The organism is Bradyrhizobium sp. MI1.3 (assembly GCF_055811695.1).
This window is the reverse complement of sequence record NZ_JBVVPQ010000100.1, coordinates 1-20580: the sequence shown is the minus strand read 5'-3', so window position 1 is coordinate 20580 and position 20580 is coordinate 1. Positions and strand designations below refer to the sequence as shown.

The 20580-nt window shown below is 58.2% G+C and carries 19 protein-coding genes and 1 pseudogene; 12 read left to right on the top strand and 8 right to left on the bottom strand.

All coding sequences use genetic code 11. The features are described from left to right. Positions 1–496 precede the first annotated feature (496 nt). From rfbF to AC0L3A_RS36850, 3 genes are all read left to right on the top strand, one after another. Entirely contained in the window at positions 497–1267 is a 771-nt protein-coding gene (gene rfbF / locus AC0L3A_RS36860; protein ID WP_085395821.1) for a glucose-1-phosphate cytidylyltransferase, read from the top strand. Positions 1268–1440: 173 nt separating this feature from the next. Next, entirely contained in the window at positions 1441–2175 is a 735-nt protein-coding gene (rfbC, locus tag AC0L3A_RS36855) for a dTDP-4-dehydrorhamnose 3,5-epimerase (RefSeq protein ID WP_473256251.1), read from the top strand. A 176-nt stretch (positions 2176–2351) separates the two neighbouring features. Beyond that, positions 2352–3275 carry an NAD-dependent epimerase/dehydratase family protein gene (locus AC0L3A_RS36850; protein WP_473256250.1) on the top strand — a complete coding sequence of 308 codons (924 nt, stop codon included), beginning with the start codon at positions 2352–2354 and terminating at the stop codon, positions 3273–3275. Between the two features lie 73 nt (positions 3276–3348). Here AC0L3A_RS36850 and AC0L3A_RS36845 read toward each other — a convergent pair whose 3' ends face one another. Together AC0L3A_RS36845 and AC0L3A_RS36840 are read right to left on the bottom strand one after the other, a co-directional pair. Further along, positions 3349–4692 (bottom strand): UDP-glucose dehydrogenase family protein, encoded by a 1344-nt coding sequence (locus tag AC0L3A_RS36845; protein ID WP_161495151.1) that lies wholly within the window; start codon positions 4690–4692, stop codon positions 3349–3351. After that, complete coding sequence (locus AC0L3A_RS36840) at positions 4689–5915, bottom strand: NAD-dependent epimerase/dehydratase family protein (protein ID WP_473256249.1); 1227 nt, start codon at positions 5913–5915, stop codon at positions 4689–4691. Before AC0L3A_RS36840 ends, AC0L3A_RS36845 begins: the two co-directional genes overlap by 4 nt. An 810-nt stretch (positions 5916–6725) precedes the next feature. Between AC0L3A_RS36840 and AC0L3A_RS36835 the strand changes: the two genes are divergently transcribed. Beyond that, positions 6726–7112: a hypothetical protein gene (locus AC0L3A_RS36835; RefSeq protein WP_473256248.1), complete on the top strand. Its 387-nt coding sequence runs from the start codon at positions 6726–6728 to the stop codon at positions 7110–7112. Positions 7113–7867: 755 nt separating this feature from the next. Then, a complete protein-coding gene (locus tag AC0L3A_RS36830) occupies positions 7868–9061 on the top strand; it encodes a glycosyltransferase (RefSeq protein WP_085395826.1) in 1194 nt (397 codons plus the stop codon). On the opposite strand, the gene AC0L3A_RS36825 is transcribed toward AC0L3A_RS36830, so the two are convergent. Continuing rightward, positions 9058–9180 (bottom strand): hypothetical protein, encoded by a 123-nt coding sequence (locus AC0L3A_RS36825; protein WP_256467730.1) that lies wholly within the window; start codon positions 9178–9180, stop codon positions 9058–9060. The two genes, AC0L3A_RS36830 and AC0L3A_RS36825, sit on opposite strands and share 4 nt — an antisense overlap. Before the next feature lie 212 nt (positions 9181–9392). Between AC0L3A_RS36825 and AC0L3A_RS36820 the strand changes: the two genes are divergently transcribed. From AC0L3A_RS36820 to AC0L3A_RS36810, 3 genes are all read left to right on the top strand, one after another. Continuing rightward, positions 9393–9698, top strand: a complete 306-nt coding sequence (locus AC0L3A_RS36820; RefSeq protein ID WP_473256247.1) for a hypothetical protein — start codon at positions 9393–9395, stop codon at positions 9696–9698. A 595-nt stretch (positions 9699–10293) separates the two neighbouring features. Beyond that, a complete protein-coding gene (locus AC0L3A_RS36815) occupies positions 10294–10905 on the top strand; it encodes a transglutaminase-like cysteine peptidase (protein WP_473256246.1) in 612 nt (203 codons plus the stop codon). A gap of 465 nt (positions 10906–11370) precedes the next feature. Next, entirely contained in the window at positions 11371–13098 is a 1728-nt protein-coding gene (locus AC0L3A_RS36810; protein ID WP_473256244.1) for a PQQ-dependent sugar dehydrogenase, read from the top strand. A gap of 713 nt (positions 13099–13811) precedes the next feature. On the opposite strand, the gene AC0L3A_RS36805 is transcribed toward AC0L3A_RS36810, so the two are convergent. From AC0L3A_RS36805 to AC0L3A_RS36795, 3 genes and pseudogenes are all read right to left on the bottom strand, one after another. Beyond that, positions 13812–15002, bottom strand: a complete 1191-nt coding sequence (locus tag AC0L3A_RS36805; RefSeq protein WP_473256243.1) for an ERF family protein — start codon at positions 15000–15002, stop codon at positions 13812–13814. Positions 15003–15024: 22 nt separating this feature from the next. Next, entirely contained in the window at positions 15025–15252 is a 228-nt protein-coding gene (locus tag AC0L3A_RS36800; protein WP_473256241.1) for a hypothetical protein, read from the bottom strand. A 70-nt stretch (positions 15253–15322) separates the two neighbouring features. After that, positions 15323–15859, bottom strand: a pseudogene (locus AC0L3A_RS36795) (YqaJ viral recombinase family protein); the annotation flags it as partial. 879 nt (positions 15860–16738) lie between these two features. Here AC0L3A_RS36795 and AC0L3A_RS36790 point away from each other — a divergent pair. Both AC0L3A_RS36790 and AC0L3A_RS36785 read left to right on the top strand, forming a co-directional pair. Beyond that, positions 16739–17278, top strand: coding sequence for an acyltransferase (locus tag AC0L3A_RS36790; RefSeq protein WP_354128790.1), 540 nt, complete (start codon positions 16739–16741; stop codon positions 17276–17278). 170 nt (positions 17279–17448) lie between these two features. Then, on the top strand, positions 17449–17679 hold the full coding sequence (locus AC0L3A_RS36785) for a hypothetical protein (RefSeq protein WP_051058403.1): 231 nt from the start codon (positions 17449–17451) through the stop codon (positions 17677–17679). Between the two features lie 59 nt (positions 17680–17738). Here AC0L3A_RS36785 and AC0L3A_RS36780 read toward each other — a convergent pair whose 3' ends face one another. Further along, positions 17739–18080 (bottom strand): H-NS histone family protein, encoded by a 342-nt coding sequence (locus tag AC0L3A_RS36780; RefSeq protein WP_007592797.1) that lies wholly within the window; start codon positions 18078–18080, stop codon positions 17739–17741. 968 nt (positions 18081–19048) lie between these two features. Here AC0L3A_RS36780 and AC0L3A_RS36775 point away from each other — a divergent pair. Next, a complete protein-coding gene (locus AC0L3A_RS36775; protein ID WP_354128789.1) occupies positions 19049–19795 on the top strand; it encodes a response regulator transcription factor in 747 nt (248 codons plus the stop codon). 12 nt (positions 19796–19807) lie between these two features. Here the strand turns inward: AC0L3A_RS36775 and AC0L3A_RS36770 are convergent, their stop codons facing one another. Continuing rightward, complete coding sequence (locus tag AC0L3A_RS36770; RefSeq protein ID WP_166517484.1) at positions 19808–20080, bottom strand: hypothetical protein; 273 nt, start codon at positions 20078–20080, stop codon at positions 19808–19810. A 241-nt stretch (positions 20081–20321) separates the two neighbouring features. Between AC0L3A_RS36770 and AC0L3A_RS36765 the strand changes: the two genes are divergently transcribed. After that, the coding region (locus AC0L3A_RS36765) for a hypothetical protein (RefSeq protein WP_473256252.1) at positions 20322–20580 on the top strand (259 nt) is incomplete at its 3' end.

Below are 20580 nucleotides of genomic sequence, written 5' to 3'. Positions count from 1 at the left end.
CCAGATCGACGAATTGCTACCCTGGGCCTATCTCGCTACCCAAAAACGCTGGCGCGTGGCCTGAGAACATCGCTTACCCTGCAGCCGATTGGTCGCCTACGAGCTTAGACCAGGGCGACGAGTAGGTGGGAGCGGGATGTCCGAGCACTCCTCGGTTTGCAAGGTAAGTTCTCCTGACTCTAACCGGTGAACGCGCTTGCCGCACACCAGTTATACCAACGGCCCGCGGACGATCTGACAGGTTCGTATAATCCTGTCCGACAAAGGTCCATCTGCTGCTTCGAACGAGAGGGAGGACTGCGCAAAGGCGGCAGCGCACGCTTAAAATTGTGTATTTATATCTCAGGCGCGCATGGGCGAACAAAATTTAAATTTTGATCGCATTTTAAATCTTGATAATATTTAATTAGTGGGGTTAAATGTTTTCTCGCGATTATTGGCGACGGCACCAGTCTCGGTGGTCTGGGCGAAAACGACAAAGATTTCAAGGCGATCGATGAAGGCAGTGATATTGGCCGGCGGTCTCGGAACGCGCTTTGCAGAAGAGACCGATATCCGCCCCAAACCCATGATCGAGATCGGCGGCAAGCCGATCCTGTGGCACATTATGAAGATCTACAGTAGCCACGGCATCAATGATTTCATCATTTGTCTTGGCCACAAGGGGTACGTAATCAAGGAATATTTCTCCAATTACTTCCTGCATCAGTCGAACGTTACCTTCGACATGCGGGAACACAGTATGCGAGTTTTGGAAAACCACTCCGAGCCCTGGAAGGTCACTCTGATCGACACAGGTGAGGAAACGATGATCGGGGGCCGCATTAAGAGGATTCTGCCCTTTCTCGCAAAAGACGAGGCTTTCTGCGTCACCTATGGCGATGGTGTATCGGACATCAACATAACCGAGAGTATCACATTCCATCGTCGTGAAGGACGCCTTGCAACCGTGACGGCAACCCAGCCTCCCGGACGCTTTGGTGCGATCAATTACGATGGCACCCGAGTAACCGGCTTTCAGGAAAAGCCGCGCGGTGACGGCGGCTGGATTAATGGCGGTTTTTTTGTTCTATCGCCCAAGATCGGAAATTATGTCGAGGGAGATGCAACGATCTGGGAAAGGGAGCCGATGATTAACTTGGCAAAGGATGGCCAAATGAGTGTTTTCTTTCACGACGGGTTCTGGCATCCGATGGATACGTTGCGCGACAAGCGGTACTTGGAAGACCTCTGGTTGAGCAACAAAGCTCCCTGGAAGAAATGGTAACGGGCGTTCAAAGCGGATCCTCATTACCGTTGTGGCGGGCTATGTCGGCCGAACGCTCGTTCCGCTTTCCGCGACAAGCTTCCCGATTCCAAACTGGTTGGCTCCGACACACTCTACCTTGCGCACAATCTCGCCGAGAGCCAAAAGATCGCAGGAATCGCTCGATAGCATGAATGCATTTTGGACGTATCCTCGGCCGTCTCGACGGCGGCGACGCAGTGGTACATCTCGCCGCGATTACAATGCCCGGAAGGGAAAAAAATAATGAGGCAGTCACCGAGGCTATCAGTGGTGAGGCGGTGCCTCGCACTGGCAAACAAGGCCCAGAACCCAAGGATCTGCCGATGAAATTCCACCAGACGCCGCTTCTTGGCGCATATACGATCGAACTAGAAAAGCGAGGCGATGATCGAGGCTTTTTTTCGCGCTTATACTGCCAACGGCAATTCGAAACAGCTGGAATTCCCACTCCGATCGTCCAAATCAACAACTCGCTTACTGCCAAGGCGGGCACATTGCGCGGTATGCACTACCAGTTGCCGCCAGCAGCCGAAATCAAGGTCGTGCGTTGCATCCGTGGCACGCTATATGACGTTATTATTGATCTCCGCCCGGATTCTCCAACCTATGCTCAGTGGTTCGGGGCGGAATTATCAGGCGAGAACCGGTTGATGATGTATGTTCCGCGCGGTTTTGCGCACGGCTTCCTTACGTTGACCGACGACACGGAGGCGTTCTATCTCGTCAACGCCTTCTACACTCCCGAAGCAGAGCGCGGGATACGCTTCAATGATCCACGTTTCGACGTGAGGTGGCCTCGCGTTCCCGTGGAAGTCTCGGAAAAAGATCGTAACTGGCCCGAGTTCAATCCCGCTTTTCACGGGATTGAACTGCTCCGAGGCTTGTGAAGATTCCTCTTACTGGAGCAAGCTCGTTCATTGGCCTGTGGTTTGTCCGCAGTCTCGCAGCTCTGGTCACAATGCGATGGCTCCATCGAAGCGGCGCGTAAGTCACCGGCGTATATGTGTGAGAATGACGCGAATGAGCCCGACTTTACTCCCGCGCTGTTGATTTGAGGATTGCTATGAAAATTCTTTTGACCGGAGCCACATCGTTTACTGGTTTATGGTTCGCGCGAGAGCTAGCTGGGGCCGGTCACCAAGTAGTAGCGACCGTGCGAAGCGGTTCTTACGAAGGGATTCGCGGCGAGCGTTTTAAGGAACTCGCCAAAGTTTCTTCGATACAGCCGAATGTCTCATTTGGCTCAGAAAGTTTTTTGGAAATTTTAGAATCGGGTAAGTTTGAGCTCATTTGCCATCATGCCGCGGAAATGAAGGATTATCGAAGTCCCGATTTCGATCACATGGCGGCAACTGCGAGCAATACGAATAACCTAAGACGCGTATTGGATATTTTCCAAGGCGGCGGTGGTCAGGGCCTTGTTCTTACTGGGTCTGTCTTCGAATCCAATGAAGGTTTGGGAGATTCCGGAGCTTTCAATCCTTACGGGCTCTCGAAGACGATGACCTACGAGATCTTTCTCTATTTTTGTGAACAAAGGAAGTTGAAGCTCGGCAAGTTCGTGATTACCAATCCATTCGGTCCTTACGAAGAAGAACGCTTTACGCACTATCTCGTTAAAACATGGGCGAGTGGCCAGACTCCGCACGTAAGAACGCCGGAATACTTGCGCGACAACGCGCACGTTTCGCTGCTTTCCCGTTGTTATCGCAAGTTCATCGAGGCACTTCCTTCACAAAGTCAAATTCTCACCAAATTGAATCCCAGCGGTTACGTATGCAGGCAGGGGGAGTTCGCGCAAAAATACGCGAAGGAGTTTTCGAAGCGTGCGGGGAGAGAGCTTCAAGTCATTCTCGATCACCAAACGGACTTTAGCGAGCCTATACGAAGGTACAACGCAGATTCGGCGGTCGGGTATGTCGGTAATTGGGAGGAATCGAAAGCCTGGGACGACTGTTTTGAATATTACCGTGAGACATTGAAGTAAGTTCGGTGTCGTGATCCCAACGTAGAATCGCCCCGACATGCTGAAGAAAGGCTTGGGGCACTGGCTACTGCAGCTAAACCCTTCGGCCGATCGAAAAGTACGTGGAGCTTGGGAAATCCTTTGGGGAAAGAAGCCGTCGCGTATCGAACACGACTTTGCCGGCAACCTTGAGGCCAGGAAGAGCTTTGTATTCTGCCCACCGCGTAGCCACCACGATTGCGTCCGCGTTCGCAATTTCCGCTCTCCAATTCTTGGTGAATCGGATTGCAGAGGTTTGAACGCCCGAGAACTTGATGAAGTTTTCCGTCGCAATTGGATCGTGCGCAACAAGATTGGTCTTTTGTGCAAGCAATTCTTCCGAAATGCGGATCGAGGCCGATTCACGAACATCGTCGGTTTCCGGCTTGAACGCAAGTCCCAGTAGCAGGATGTTCTTGCTCTCTAGATTTCCAAAGTGAGCTCCAAGGATTTTTGTCACCTGTTCGGGCTGTTTCGCATTCACACTCAAGACGCCTTCCAATATTTCCATTGGAAGGCCATTGTTTTGTCCCTGTGTGCGGATCGCCTGAACGTCCTTCGGGAAACAACTGCCGCCAAAGCCGGGCCCAGGCACCAAATAAGTCAAAATTTCGGGATCTGTACGAGATCCATCGGATCCAATTGGATTCCATCGCTTGTCGAGAGTGACGCCTCTAAAAACATCCATAAAATCGATCCCACCTAGCTTGGCCGCAAGATTCGCCAGTTCGTTCGCGGCTGAAACTTGGAGCGCGAGTAAGCAGTTGTTCGCGTACTTGATCATCTCCGCTGTCCGGGTGTTGACATACACCTTGTCGACGTTCCAGGGCTCGTAAATCTTCGAGAGAACCTCACGAGTTTGGGAGTCGTCGAACCCAAGAACAATGCGATCAGGGAAATTGAAGTCGGAGATGGCTTTTCCCTCGCGCAAAAATTCAGGATTCATTCCAAGTCCAAATTGCGAAACCTTTCTGCCAGACGCTTCCGTAATCGCTTCGCGAACGACAGTATCCGTCGTGGTCGGAAGAACTGTGCTTTTGATGATCACGCTTAAAAACTTGTTCGTCGACTTCAAGTACGCGCCGATTTGACGTATTGCCTGAACGAGATAGGTGAGGTCGAGTTTTCCATCGGTCGTCGGAGTTCCGACGGCCACGATCACGGCCTCGCAAAAATCCAAGGCCTCATTCAGATTAGAGGTCGCGCGGAATTTTCTTTCGTCGATAACGGTGCGAAGAAGTTCTGGAAGGCCCTCCTCATGAATGGGCGGAATCTTCCTATTGATCAAACTGACCTTCTCTTCACTCACGTCAACACAAACGACGTCGTGGCCTTTAGAGGCAAAACAAACGCCGCTCACCAACCCGACATAGCCTGTTCCGATTACTGACAGCTTCACGCTAGGTCTCCTTTCTCCTTCTCGTGCAGGAGAAACTGAACGAATCTCTCGACTCCGGTCTTTACGTTGATTTCGGGATTGTACCCTAGTTTCGTCCTTGCCTTTTCGATGATGGGGCATCGTCTATTCGGATTATGAGTCAGATATTCTTTGTCAGGGGATTGACCCAAAACTACCTTTCCCGTGTAGCCACGGAAGCGGGAGCCGGCCTCTTGATAGAGCGATGCAAGTTCTCGAATTGAAATCTCCGGCCTTTCAATGCCGATATTGAAGTAGTCGAACTCGCCGTAGGTGAGACACTTTAAGTACCCCGCGAGCGCATCAGCGACATAGCAGAATGTGCGCGTAGGCGAACCAGAGGAGAGAATTTCGATGTCTTTGTTTTCGATTACGCACTTTGCGAAATCCGCGGGAACGCGCCGATCATCGATTCTCATTCCCGGTCCGTAATTGTTGAATGGTCTTGCGACAGTGATCGGAATTCCATACTCCTTGGAAAACAGGCTGCACATGGTTTCGCCAAACCGCTTCGATTCGTCATAGCAGGCGCGCGGGCCAATGCAGGAAACGTTGCCACGGTATTCTTCGGCCGTGGGAATGTTGGCCGCATCGGGGTCGCCGTAAATTTCGCTACTTGAGAAAAACAAAAAGCCCCGGGATTTCTTTGATGTATAAAAATCGAGTAACCGCCTTAGGCCCCAAATATTTGCATCTAAGGTTACGATAGGGAATCTTCGATAAAAAATCGGAGAAGCAATGGATGCGCCATGAATCACATGGGTCGCCTGAGCGCTTCCGTCAATGCTTGAGATATCGTCTTTAGAAACGTCGAACTGGTAAATGTCGACCAAGCCCGCATGGCGGGTGGCGAGTTCCGAAATCCATGTAGGCTTTGTAAGAAGAAATGTATCGAGCCCAATGATTTTACGAATCCCCAATGCTGAGGCGTGCTCGGAAAAAAACTGCATGAAACTAAAACCCAAAAAGCCCGCGCAGCCGGTGATGAGTATGGTGCCATCCCGGAAGGAATTTTTGTTCGACGGTGAAAGCTTGCTCAGTATGTAGTGAAGATCTTCTTCTAAAATTGGATTCATAGCGCTCTCTTGTGCAGCAGCCAGCCGGTACCGCCGGTCGGTGAAATCCGGCGAATGACAAATTCCTGTGCCAACATCAGATGCTCTCCGCGGGAGCATCGGCTTTGGCCGCCAACCGAGTTTCTTCATCCCGGGCGCCAAGACCGCCAGCAATGATAAAGACGAGCACCTCACTATTGGTTATAGCCCACAAGAAAATCAACATTCAAGGTTGTTTTGCCCAGATCTGCTCGCTTGAAATGCCCGGGTTTTAAGTTACGGTTCTGTTCTGTCAGCGGACAGGCAGCGCGTAAAGGCAGGTTCACGGAAGAGCATATCAAAAGGTGCTGAAGGAGCGCTGATGCCGTGCTTCCGGCGCAGCTCGCTCGCCGACAGTCCGGCGGCGGGCGCGCTATGGGGGACGAAGATGTCCGACGCCCGCTACGCGCGCAATCAAGAAACGCTGAGCCTCCGCCGACGCGATGACGGCCCTTCGAGTGCACAAGCACTCGCGTTTGGCCCGGCGTAATCGCAAGTACCGGCTAGGGACCTGCCGCCGCAAAAAGCGCGTGGTACCCGAGGGCTGGGTGACCGTGGCCACTAGGCGGACGAGAACGAGCCACTAGGTCGGACACGCTTCGCACCGTGGTCCGTAGGCCCGACGCGGGCCGAGCGACTGGAGACTTGATCGGGAGACCCTGGCGACGCCGCCCTTAAGTCCTCGCTTAAGTCCTCACAAACCGCCGCAAATCCCGTGCGCGTGCGCGACCAAAAGCGGCAGATGCCGGTTGCCGGCCGGAAGAAGCCTTGCCGTCTGGACATCTGGCACTTCCGCCGCCGGGTAGCCAGTAGAATTTAATCATTTGAATTAATTTAAGCTAAATATGGTAAATCGTAAATATGCGATAATTGTGCGCGCCCCTCGACCGCGATCACGCTGCAAGTAAATCCGAGCCTCAGTTGGCGTTCGCGACGGAATCGGCAAATGCATCGAACCGCCGGCTCAGTCATCGCGATAGCGGTGCTGTCACGATCGGGGGAATTCAACGGGCGAGCGTCGCAGGACGGGTGGGTGCCGACGTCCCTGCAGGCGGCCTCTCGGCACATCGAGTTGGGACGACCGACGCTTCCGCCTTTTGCGTCGTGTTTTGCCTCGGCAAGCAGGCTGAATGCCGCTCTAGACGCTTCCGTGGGACGATCCGGCTGACCGAGGAACAGTGGACGGAGCTGCGGGCGATCAATCGCGCTATCAATCTGGCCATCGTGCCGACGCCCACCGAACTGGCCTTGCAGGCGAGGAGTGGATCATCAGCCCCGATCGCGGCGATTGCAATGACTACGCAGTAGGTAAGCGTCATTTGCGTCCGCAAATTGAATGCGCCAGGTACCTACCGCCATTGGCGCGATCACGATCCATGCCAAGCTGCTAATAGCCGCCGAGCACCTCCAGTATGAGGGCTATCTGCGCCGAGGGGAGAGCAACGCGACCGTCCTGGCTCTGTCGAAGAGCGGCATAACCATCAAGCGCATCGTGCGCACGACTAGATCCGCGACGAACGCAACGATGTCTTCCGGACCCCAGGCTTGCAGCATCAACTGCAGGCAGCTTAAACTCTAAGCCCTGATGAGCCAGTGCCTCCCCTTCTCGAAAAACCAGATCGGTCTCAACTTATCTGAGGAGGGACAAATGCGGTATCCCCAGTGGAGGTGACGACACACTACGACCGATGGATCATTGTTGGTTATGGAGTCTTGTCCTCGATCGCAGTTGCTGCGCGGGTCGAGTTCTTCGGCCGCCTCGTCTCGGCCGCCTCGTTCATGCCGTCGCGGCTGGAGGGCTTCGGGATCGTGTTCGCCGAGGCGCAGGCTCGCGGGCTCCCCTGCGTCGGGCGCGCCGCCTTCGCCATGGACCCCCGGCCGCACCGGTGCCATGATCGCGGGCGGCGACCCCGGCGAGCTGGCCCAGGCGGTCACCAGGACCCGACGCGGTCTGCGAGGCGATGCTGGCTGGGGGACCGACGTGGCCCGCCACTTCACCTGGGACAGGGCCCTTGCCGACGCACTCGGTGCCGCAACCACGACGTTGGAAGGAGCGAGACGGCATGGTTGAACCGACACTGCCCGGCGACTGGAAGGGCCTGGTCGTGCTGTGCGCGGCCAACTCGTGGGACAGCGTGAAGTTCGCCGACCAGCACATGGCCGAGGCGCTGGCCAAGATTGTGCCCGTGCTCTACGTGGACCCTGCCATCTCGGTGCTGAGCCCACTGCGGCGTCCGGAGCTGCGGGCCGGGCTGACCGAGCCGCGCCTGCGGCTGCTGGCGCCGAACCTGGCCAGGCTGACGCCGGTCGTGCTGCCCGGGCCCGAGCGGCCCGGCATGGCCGCGATCACCACCGCGATCGTCCGGCGGGCGCAGCGCAAGGCGGTCGAGGCGCTGCTCGGACGGGGCGGACGGCCGCGCGCAGTCATCGGGGTCAGCGCCTTGGTCCGCACGCTCGGCACCTGCCACGAGGAGCTGAAGGTCTATTGGGCCCAGGACGACTTCGTCGGCGGGGCGCTGCTGTTCGGCACCTCGGCCGGGCGCATCGCCGACGGCGAGCGGCGGCTGGCAGCGTCTGCCGACTTGATCGTGGCCTCCAGCCCGACGGTGGCCGATAGCTGGCGAGCGCGGGGGCGCGAGACGACCCTGATCCCATTCGGCGCCGACGCCGAGCGCTTCGCCGCCACCGACGAGACGCCGGTGCCCGAGGACGTGGTCCTGAAGGGGCCCATAGCCGGGTTCGTCGGCCACCTCGGCGACCGCATCGAGCTGAGCATGCTGGAGGCGGTCGCGGACACGGGGACCTCGCTGCTGCTGGTCGGGCCGCGCCACCCGCGCTTCGAACTGAAGCGGATGGAGCGCCTGCTGGCTCGCACGAACGTCCAGTGGACCGGGCCCAAGCCGTTCGAGGAATTGCCCCGCTACCTGCGGACGATCGACGTCGGCTTGGTCCCGTACGCCGACACGGCGTTCAACCGGGGCAGCTTCCCGCTGAAGACGCTCGAGTATCTCAGCGCCGGGCGCGGCGTCGTGGCCAGCGACCTGCCCGCGATCCGGTGGCTCACGGACCAGAGTGAGAACCTGATCCGGGTGGAGACCGACCCAGCCGCCTACGCTGCCACGGTCGTGAAGTGGCTTGAGGACCCGCGCCCCGAGGCCGAGGTCGCCCGCCGCCGCGCCTTCGCCGCCGAGCACAGCTGGCAGCGCCGGGCCGAGGCGTTCGCGGAGCTGCTCGGCGTCGTGCCAGCATCGCGCTAGCGCGGACGCAGCCACAGGCCGGCCGAGACCGGCTCGGTGGTGCGCTCGACCTCGGCGAGCAGCTCGGCGGCCGGATGCCGCCGTCGGGACTTGATCCACCCGTCGCCTCCAGCCGTCATATTCTTTTCTGAGCTTCCATGCTCGAGGCGACCTTACTTTTTAAGTCGGGTAAGTTGGGGCTTTTGGGCCTGGTGATTTCAACCATTCGTTAATCTGGGCGGAGATGTCCGCCTGTTCGCGGCGTTGACCGGGAGGCTGTTGATTTGCCTTTCACCGGCGGATTGATTCCCTTGCGCGCAAACTAAATATGGATCGGGCGCAATCAGCATGCATGTTCTCATCGTCGAGGTTGGGGCTCGGCTTCTACAGCAGCCGTCCCGCGGCCATCGGCCGTGGTGTAAGCTTGCAAATCACCGAGCTCGGCAAACACGGATCGGCCAAGCTGTTGCCTTATATGCCGGTCGAGGTCCTCATCAAGACGGGAGGTCGGACCGCGCTGTCCTACCTGCTCAAGCCGCTGCACGATTCTGAAAGCACGGACGCATCGGCGGCGGGCGTGCCTGGCCGGCGAAAGCGCGTCACAAGCCGGGGCGGAGCCTGCGTCTGGTTTGAAGGCCCGACTGCGTCGTTCCGGTGATGTCGGTCGCCGCAAGAGATTTCGCGGGTCGAACGTCGTGAGTCCGTCCCATCTCCTGATCAACCGCATTAAATCGCACGGCTTTCGGCCGATCGACCGCGGCGGATGCGTGTTACCCGTGGGCGAGACTCCCGACCGCTCGAGAGACCATCCGCTCAATACATCCATTCGCTTGGCGTGCAGGGTCATGGCCGCCATGAAGACAAGCATTGTAGCCTCAGCCCCCAGAATAACGAGTAGCTCATCTGGCATGTGATTCTGTTCCTGCCCAAGTCGTCGTTGGAAGCTTTGGTCTCGGTAAATAATTAAATCAAAATTAAAAATTTGCGCTTGACGGGCATTTTTCCCTCCGGGACCCGGCCACTATTTTCGCTCCATTCTTCCCATCCTTCTTCGGGAGGGCCAGCGCGCACCACCGTGGCTCATTTGCGTGCGATTTCCATGCCAATTAATTCGTAAATTTATTGTTGCGGATTAAATGAAATTAATTAATATTAAATATTATACGAAGGTGGCCGTTCCAACGACCGGAGGGGGCGGCCGCGGTGAGTGGTGAATTCGGACCTTGGTTTGGCGTTCGCAGGGGGATCGGCAGATGCAACGAACCTCGGGGCCAATCGTGGCGGCGGCCGTAGCTGTCATGATTGGAGGCGTTCAGTGGGCGCGTGCGGCCTTGACTGTGCCGACGGTCCCGCCACCGGCTCTTGCGCACATCGAGCTGGGACGCCCTACGCTTCCGCCTATCACTTACACGGCGTTTTGCCTGCGCTATGAGGCGGAATGTCGCCCGCGGCGCTCCTTTCGGGGCGGGCCGATCCGGTTGACCGAGAAGCGATGGGCGGACCTGCGGCAGATCAATCGCGCGGTCAACTTGGCGATAGCGCCGGTTCGCAACGAGCTCGGTCTGGCGGGCGAGGCGTGGATCATTAACCCCGCACGTGGCGATTGCAACGATTACGCCGTGAGCAAGCGCCACGAGCTGCTACAGCGCGGTTGGCCGGCGCGAGTCCTGCTATTGAGTGAAGTCGTGGTTAGTTCCGGAGAACATCATTTGGTGCTCCTCGTACGGACCAGGAGCGGCGATGTCGTCCTGGATAATCTCACGCCTCAGATCAAGCCATGGTCGCGGACGCCCTATCGCTGGGTTCGCGTGCAGAGCCCGGGCCGCGATGGGCTGTGGGCGGCGGTTGGGCAGGAAGGGGCGTGAGCGCGGGCGCAGGCATCGCGCTGCACAAAGCGAGGTGCATAATAACCTCTAGCGATTAATCCAGTCGATTAATAGTGGTGGGATAATTTAATGACTAAAAGCGTGAGAACAGAACATGGAGTTGCGGAGGCGTCCGAGGAGTTTCGAAAGACGAGGATTGTTCCGTCTTCGCGCAAAGGTGTGGTGACACGCTTCAAGCTTCTCGACCAAACCGGAGCGAAAGCGAATCCTGGCCGGCGCCAACGTCCGTCGGGGTATTATCTGGTCTTGTGGTATGCGACCTCTGTCGCGTTGCTTTTGCTATTTCCAATATTGAGTTTTGGCGTGCCATTATGGCGGCTTCCCGCCGCTCAGTCGCTTCCATTTGGCTGTCTTATGGCGTCTTTCGTCCTAAGCGCCGCATGTACTCTCTTGATTAGGCCCTCATCACCGGGGCGGGGATTGGGTGGGACAATCGCGTCCACAATGGCGATTTTTGGTGTGGTCTTCTTGGGGTTTGTCCTCACCAGAACCGATTATTCCCGCGCCATCACCCTCGGGATTTTCACGTCTGCCCTGGTGCTCGTCCCCGCCCCGTACTTCGTAGGAACTGCGGCGCTGCACCAAGCTCTGGCGCTTGGCGGGCTGCTGGCAGCGGCGGCCGCGGGGTCGTTCGCATTGCGGGTTACACCCGATGTAGCGGTGCACACTAATACCTCGATCAAGACTGAGTTCTACAATTTGGACGTTCACACTTATTCGAACGCGTTTCCAAAATCTGCGGTGCGCGGCGGAGCACTGGCCCGGATCGGCGATCGTTATCTTCTCGTGAGCGGAGACGGCCATCTCCATGTCTTCTCCTGGGAAGCGGTCGACCACATGACCGTCCACACGCTGCCGTATCTGGTACCGATCAACGGCGAGGCGTTTTCCGCGGCTGCAGGCCGTCCATGGGCAGACCGCTCCGACTGGGTGCCTCAAGAGACCCAGAGCAGAGAGGCCGGACACGAGATTCTTAATCCTGAGTGGTTCCGAACGTATGACCTGCTGGTTCAGGAGGTCGGCGCCAGTACACGCATTTTCGTCTCGCACGCTTACTGGCATGTTGGTCAGGAATGTTGGACCGAACGCATCTCCGTCCTTGAGGCGAACCGCGCGGCATTACTTCGCGGCGAATCTGTCTCCGGATGGAGAACTCTATATGAGACCTCACCTTGCCTGCCAACGCGCGGCGAACACCGCCGCCGCGGGATTCCTTTTGTCGGTTATTTTGGTGGGGGCCGGATGGCTCTCCTAAATCCGGAAACGCTGCTGTTGACCGTCGGTGATTTTGGCTTCGACGGGGCTGCCTCGGTTCACGCCTATGCGCAGGACCCGGCAGCCTCATACGGCAAAACACTGGCCATTAACATTACGGATGGAAACACTACAATTTTTACGATTGGTCACCGAAATGCGGAAGGCCTCTATATCGATCGGTCTGGAACGATTTGGTCGACCGAGCATGGGCCGCAGGGCGGCGACGAGCTCAATCAGCTGGTCCGAGGCGCAAATTATGGTTGGCCATTCGCGACCTATGGAACAGACTATGGTTCGTTCTCGTGGCCGCTGAATAAACCTGATGCGGAGCAGAAGGGCTATGAAGCTCCAGTGTTCGCTTGGGTCCCCTCGATCGCAGTTTCTAATTTGATCGGGGTGGAGCGCGGATTGTTTGCGCAGTGGCAAGGTGATCTCCTGATCGCCACACTCAAGGCGGCGTCGCTGTTTCGCGCGCGTGTGCGGGACGGTCAGGTCAAATACCTCGAGCCGATCGCGATCGGGAGTCGCATCCGCGACCTCATCGAGGGCAATGATGGCAGTCTCTTGCTATGGACGGATGAACAGAAATTGATCTCCCTTCGTCCCAAGGAAGGTGCCACGGGTGAAACTCTTTTCGCGGAGAAGTGTAGCGGCTGCCATCAGCCGAACTTGATGAGTGGCAATCGGATCGGACCAGATTTGCTCGGCATTGTTGGTCGTCAAGTCGCGTCGGTCACGAGCTATCCGGATTATTCATCAAGTTTGCGCCGGGTAGGGGGCACATGGACCGAAGAGCGCCTTAACGAGTTCCTCAAAGCACCAAGCGTCTTCTGTCCTGGAACGAGAATGGATTTCCCCGGTGATGTCAGCGCGACAGAACGCCGAGCCATCCTCAGTTATCTACGTACGCTTTGACGGAGCACGTTGTGCCGGCTTTGTAATTTTGCCATGCCTGTGAGCTGTGTCCGATATTCGCGCCGACGTTTAGTCGTTAACGAGAAGATCTTTGGTCCAGAACAAATCCGCCTCTGCCATCGTGGACTCTAACGCAAGATGTGTGGATGTGTGCGCGGGTGGACACAGAAGATCGGCCGTACGTTGCGGCAAGATGGATTGTCTTGATCGTGTGACGGCCTATTCGATGGCCACAAGCCGGAGCTAATTGTGCCCGACTTCAAGCGCTCCGTGAGCGGCATGGCGACGCGCCCCGACGCATGGGCCCGCTTACGAGTTTCCGGATCTCGTGGAGCAGCAACATGCGCTTTTATCTGCGCGGCATTGAGTAAGCCGTCGAACAGGACCAAGAGCTCGCGCGCCTGCGCGTAGACTTCCGTGTTGATGGCGTCGCGTCGAATCCATAGGACGCAAGACGCGCGTTGATCTCGAACGTAGCGATTGGATCGATCCGCCAGCTCAGCGCGTTTTGCAGCGTGTAGTACACGGCCCTTGTCTTCGAACTCCGAGGCGATCACGAGCATGCCGGTGCGGCGGAGCGTGGCCTCAATCGCCTTTTTGGCTATAAGTCTCAAGACGTTTGTGGCGCAGTACGCGGTAGCGCTGAATCTCCCAGGAGAGTTCGGCGACTGAACTCCGCCGGCAGCGCGGGCGCGCCGTTTGGAAGGCCCCGTTCATAGCGGTGAGGCCTCCTCCCCGGTGCGTGAGGGCACGGCCGCGCTCAGGACGGCGGCACTGGACGGGCTGTGGACTGGGCTCGCCACCCACAAGTCCTGCGCCACCGGCAGCGGCGCGATCTGCATATTGGCCCACCAGGCCCGTTCGTTGCCATGCCGGTGCAGCTCCTGGTGATGGGCGCGACACAGGGGGACGGTGAACTCGTCACTGACCTTGCGGCCGAGCGCCCTAGGTTGGGCGAATTTCAGATGGTGGGCATCGCACGGGGCTCGCTGGCAGACGAGGCAGGGCTGCTTGCGGACGAACAGCAGGTGGGCCTTGCTGCGCTTGCGGGAAGGCTCTTTGGGATGAGCGAGCCCCGTTTCGGGCGCCGCTGGCAGGGCCGGCTGCGGCGCGGTCTCGGTGCCCGCATCTGCTGCCGGCAGCGGTTCTTCTGCCAGGCTTGGCTCGCGATCCAAGGCGTGCACTTGTTCGACCCTGCTGGCTGCGGGAGGGATGGCGTCCTCGAGCTTGCTCTGATAGGCGGCCTCGACCAAGCGGGCGTCCGCCTCCAGCAGGCTGTTCTTGAGAGGAAGGCTGGCCTTGGCCCAGGCAAGCAGGTCAGTGCTGCCAGACAGCTCTGCGAGCCGGCGCAACAGCTGCTCGCGGAGCTCGGCGGACCTTGGCGGCCCCAGCACCGGCGCGCGGTTGAGCACGCCCTTGGCGGGCTTGGCTATGGCGCCAACGGCTGGTTGCGACGCCGCAGCGGGCGGGCCGGCTGAAGCATCGGGGGCGTCCAGATCGTCTTCGCCGGCAATGCCGACCAGCGTGAACAACGCATAGCGCCGGGCATAGGTCAGGGCGGCGCCCATCCGGTGCGGGGCGGCGGTGTCGGCGACCGGGCACACCGGCCAGTCGGAGGCAATCCATTCGCCCGAGGCGTGGAGCAGGGTGGTCGTGAGCCTGATCAGTCCGGTGTCGACATCGATCGCGGTGGCCTGCACGGTCGCGATCTCGTGCTTGGTGAGGCACTTGCGCACGATCTGAAGCCCGCTGGCGAGCGAGGCATAGCGGAAGGTGCGGCTCTCCTCCCGCGGGAACGGTGATACGATCGTCGCGGTCAATACCTTTTCCGGATTTTCAAGTTCACTTTGCGCCCGCGCCAGCGCGCCGGCGATTTGGCTGATGGTCACGCTGCAGCGCTGCATTGGCTGTCTCCACTGCTCGAGGTTATCGGTCCTTCAGGAGGTCCACCTGGATCGCCAGGATGAGTCCGGCGACGATCAACTGGTGCTCCAGGTCACGGATCAGGGCGACAAGGGCGTGGTCCTGCGCGCAGCGCGCCTCAAAGCCACGCAGTTTGGCCCAGAGTTCAGCGAACAGCTCGAATGCCGATTCGTACGGCTCCGGGGGATCAGAGAAGGGATCGAGATGGACAAAGTCAAAGGACGGCTGCATCGACAGACCCTCTGAACCGGGAGCTCAGGCTCGGCAAGTTGCCCGCCCGTGGCTGAGCTCGGCGGCAGGTTTAAGCGACGTCGACCACCTCGAAGCTGATTGCGCCGGCCTTGGAGCGCTTGGCGCGCAAGCCGTGGCCGCTCGCCTCCTTGGCGTCTTCCGGCACCAGCGCCTTTAGCTCCGTTTTTGCCCGCTCGTGCTCGAGCGCCGCGCCGCGAGTTTGGCGGTAGAGCGCGCCCAATTCCGCCCAGGCGTTTGAGCCGCTCATGTCGACCACCCGGATCGCCGCCAGCCGCGGCCGCGGCGGCTCGATACCAAACAGCTGCGGCGCCTCACCGTTTTGCACACAGCGCCAGAACTTCTTCTCGGCGATGAGCAGCAGATGTTGATAAAGCGGATCGGCATGGATCCTGATTTCGACCCATCGGCCACCACCGGTCATGATCGACAGCACCGCGGCGCGGGCGGCGACCACCCACATGTTGTGCTGCAGTTGGGCCATATGCTTGTCCGCCGCCGCGTCCTCGGAGAAATTCCAGGGCAGGGCGAATTTGCTTTCGAATACGTCTCCGGTTTGGTGCACCCGCCCATCGAGAGTCGCGGCCAATGCACTGCTGGCTCAACTGTGCGCAACCGCGTGCGGCTCTGATCCAGCTTCAGGCCCGGTGGCGTCAGGGCGAGGAGACGCCTGTGTCGGTCTTGTTCACGACCTCAAAATGGTCGAGCGCTATCTGCGGCGTGCGCAGGCACGGCGCGACAGGTTGCTGCGACGTCGTCTCTCCGACGCAAGCCGGTAGGAGGCTGTGCAATGCCGCCCCGCTGGACGCGGGCCAAGACCGCGCAAGTCGGCCGAGGCGGTTGGTCACGCGGAACAGGCCCAGTGATCGGCGTCCGGACCGGTTTTCATGCCGATCGGTTCGCGCCAATGCGCGCGTGCGCGCATTGGCACACGGCCCCGGGTGTTTGTGCGCTCCGGCAACAGGAGGGGAGCTCGAAATGCGCAGAACGAACCCAATTAACGTGAAGGATTACAACGTAGTCTTGTTCGTTGCCAACGCCGAGATGTTAGAGCTGAGGCCGGTTTGGCGCAGCCACGGCGGCGACGCTTCGAGCCCCGACCTTGGGGCTTCGATATTGAACAGGCAGGTTCGCCGGTCTGGACGGAAGGGCGTTCGCGTATGGCAATGCCAAGGCTGCGTCAACTGCGGACAGCGGATCTCACTGTCCATTCGTCGCGGTTGTGCAAGTGTGGCGGGAGCGAAGAAGTGTAGGCCATTGAAATGGTTTAAATAATGTCGGCCTGACGACGAACGTCGTGCCGAAGCTAGTATCGCCCTCCGATACCTGCATTTGGCGCGGCGCATCGGGAGGAAGTTGTAATTGCATTCCAAAGTCGCTTATCAAATTAGCCGTACGTCAGGATTGCCGATGTTAGGCAGTTGGCAATTCAAACCAAGTGGTGCTTCCGATGCTACGAGATCCCAGAATGTCCGATGACCGTGTGGATCAATGGCTCGCATTTGCGCGCCAGTTTTTGCGGGCTCTCGCAGTTCGCAAGAGGAAGCAATTCGATCGGAGGGTGCCGATCGGAGACCTTCTCACCGAGCGCGACGATAACGCCGCAGCGTATGGGTTCGGCGAGGGCACCACGATGTACGACAACGTGCTCGTTCTGGGGTCTGTCAAGGTCGGACGAAATACCTGGATTGGACCAGGATGTATCCTGGATGGCTCGGGGGGAGATTTGCAGATAGGGGACTGGTGCTCCATCTCCGCTGGCGTCCAGATCTACACACATAACACAGTAAATCGTTCTATTTCGCTCGGCAGGGACCCGATCGATTACGCACCCACCTGGATCGGCAATGGAGTATATGTCGGCCCTAATTCCGTGATCCAAATGGGTGTAACGATCGGCGACCGCGCGATCATAGGTGCAAATTCACTGGTCAACAGGGATATTCCTACAGGTGCCAAGGCGTTTGGCTGTCCTGCGCGCCTTCAGCAGCCCTCAACGTCGAAATAAATGCAATCCGCGGCCGGCCCAAGTTTCCATTTTCGCCGCAACTCCGGTCGCCGCCGATTTAATGGCAAGTATCAACGGGCAAGCTGAGGAATAAATTACTGCATTAACAAATTTAAGTTGCTCTTCCGCTAGTTTGACGTACCATTTAATTGAGGGCTGGCTGTTGCAGGATGATCCCCATGACCCATCTCGATACCGACGGCGAAGATCGTCGTGAGTTCTTGAAGAGCTGCGGAAAATTTGCCGCCGTCACCCCTCCTGCCATGACGCTGTTGCTGTCCACCTCTCTTACTTCAGCCGCGATAGCCAGTTCAGGCGGTCATATTGTGCATGGCAACAATGGCTACGGCAACGGCGGCGGTGACGGCAGTCCGAACAATAAAGAGGATCGCGATCGCTAGATGTTGCTGTGGACAGCCGCGCCATAGCGGTGTCTACGGCGTCGCGACCGTCGCGGGGCTCAACCGGTGCGGCGGCGCTTGCGGCTGGATGAACGGTTGATCAACAAATCGTCGAGCTTCTTGCCGGCTCGGAGCTGCGCCTTCAACCAGCGGGGTTGCTTGCCACGACCGGACCAGGTCTCGGACGGGTTTTTCGGATTTTGATACTTCGGCAGCACTGGCGGGTAGGGGCGGCGCGCACGTTCGCCGTTGGGGGCCCCGGAAGTTCCCTCGATCCTGCGAAGCCGCTCTTCGAGCTTGGCTTTTTCCGCAATCATTCTCCGACTAAGAACAGTCGTCACTTCATCGTAAAGCCGCCACAGCTCGGCTGTGGCCGCGGATGCCCACTCGTCGTTCCCCATGGAAGCCGTCCCCACTACTTCCGATTTGAAATAGGAGGGGGGCTTATCAGGTCGAAGCCCCGTCGGGCAAGCCTGATCGGCCTGCCCACAGAACTCTAGTGTGCAGTGCGGTACTTCTTGGGGCTACCAGCCGGGCCTGTGCCTTCGACCGGCCGGTCGCCTCCCAGCCGGTCTCCGCCGGCGGACCCTTCGCATCGGGCCGAGCAAGCGCTGCTCGGCCATCGACACACGACTACGTAAATTCTGCAATTCAGTGAATTGAACGATCAGAGATTCATGCGTTTGCCGCAAAACAGCCGAAGAATACATGTGACCACCTACTCATTACCAGCGATGACCCGTGACCGCAGATTGAAGTTTGCCGGGTTAACGAAAATGTCGCCCGAACTTTGCTGACCAGGTTTTCATCGGTGCCCCTGCCGAAGCAGCCGTTATCGTTCGAGACGTCTGATTAATGGTTAGAAAATTTCCACTCCTCATATTGATGTTGGATGAATAGTCTTACTTTTTGAGCCTCCTCCGTGTTATGGGTCGAGGCTTTTCAGCCGCCTCGCTCCGGTCAAGTTTGTCGAATGTTAGATTTGAATCATGAATGTGACTATATATCGTTCGTAATAAGTGGTCGGTGATGAGCTTGATGGCTGTTAACCAATCCTGACAAGGCAGCCACATACTGGACTGCCAGATCTGCGGGAGAGTTTTGCAGATCATGGCCAGCTGAGAAGGCGCTGTTTTGTAGATGAATCGGCTGCTTCGGATTTTCCGTGGAGGACCGCAATCCTACGGTGCTGCATGCATTCTCAAAGCGAGTTACAGTGGTGTGGCCATCATGCGTTGTCGATACGCGCCGCGACGAATCGACAGTGCGGCGTTTTGGCAGAACGGATTGGTTGTGCTTCCCGCGCGTCTTGAGGTGAATGCAGGAATAAAAACTGCCGCGCGGGGTATCAGGGATAGGCAGGGGAAGCATGCGCCGCATCAGAGTCGTCATCGCGGATCGGCACCCGATCGTCTTGCAGGGGATCAGCAGCGTCCTTGCGGCGCAGCGCGATTTTGCGATCGTGGCCGCCTGCGGCGATACTGCAAGCTGCATTGGGGCCATCCGACTTCTGGTGCCCGATATTGCACTGGTCGATATTGCAATGCCCAGTATCAGTCGACCGGACATTCTGGCTATCGCAAACACCGCTGGCCAGGGTACCCGGGTCATTTTCTTCGCTGAAAAGGCCGGCGATCAAAGGTTGCAGACGCTGGCCGCGGGCCGTGCCTGCCTCGTCCTCACGAGGGATGCTGAGCCGGAGATGCTGGTCGCGACCCTGAGGAAGGTCGCGGAACGCCAGGGACCGGCATCGCGGTCGCCGTGCACAGGTGGCGAGGTCCGTGGGGAGTCTCACACCGGTGAGGAAAAGGCTCCGACGCAGCTGACCGACCGGGAGCGGCAGATCATGAGACTTGTATCGGAGGGGCTGTCGAACAAGGAGATTGGGCGTTTCCTGAACATTACCGACGGTACGATCAAAGTCCACCTTCACCACATCTTCCAGAAGCTCGATATCAGCAATCGAACAGTTCTCGCGGCATTTGCAATTTCGCAAAACGGGAAACATGCGGCCGCACGTGAACTCGCCTCTTCCGGCCTACTACAGCAGGATTCGGCGGTTCGAAACGACGAGGACGTTAAGCGAAGCAATGTCCTTCCGGAAGGTACGCGTTAGCTGGACACCGCATCATGCTGGGCGGTGAGCATCGGTTGCGGCGCGCAGATGCTCGGCCATGTTGCGGCAGGCTCCTTCGGCCTCAGCCAATGTTCGGAAGGGCGACCCGCTGATCTTGATCGCGCCATTGTTCTCGTAGAGTGGTCGCCAACTCGCCAGGTATCCGGAGCGTCCGTGAAAGCCTGGACCGGTAGGGCTCTCCAGGCTGATCACAAACGAGAAGCCATCGCCGCTCGCGCTCCAGATCTCCATGTTTTCGATGGGCCGGTGAAATTGCAGTGGCATGGCAATCATCCGTCGTGCGCTGCCCTTAATCAAGCTAATCAGATATATGCATATTAAATATTAGTTTGACACTCCAGATTGGGGTTTCCCGGCGCCGGGGCGAGCAAGCCCGAGGCCATGGAAATGCTGGCAATCTGCTGGCGGCGCACGCTTCGTAATCTCCATCTTTCAAACAAAATTCTGGTTGAAAGTCTATTTAATATATAATAGGAATAAAGCAAATTTAAATCAAGGGGAGCGCATCGTGAGCCAAAGTGGCAATGAAGATGACGACCGGCGGGCGTTCCTGAAAACCTGCGGAAGATTCGCGGCCGTGACACCCCCCGTCATGACGCTGCTGCTGTCGACCTCGCTGACCTCGACGGCCATCGCGCGTTCAGGCGGACAGAACGGAGCAACGCATGGCGACGACAGGGGCCAGTCGTTCCTCGACAACGACCGCCCGTCCTCTGCAGCGTCAGGGTCCTCTGGCGGCGGGGCACCTGGAGGCGGTGGCGGAC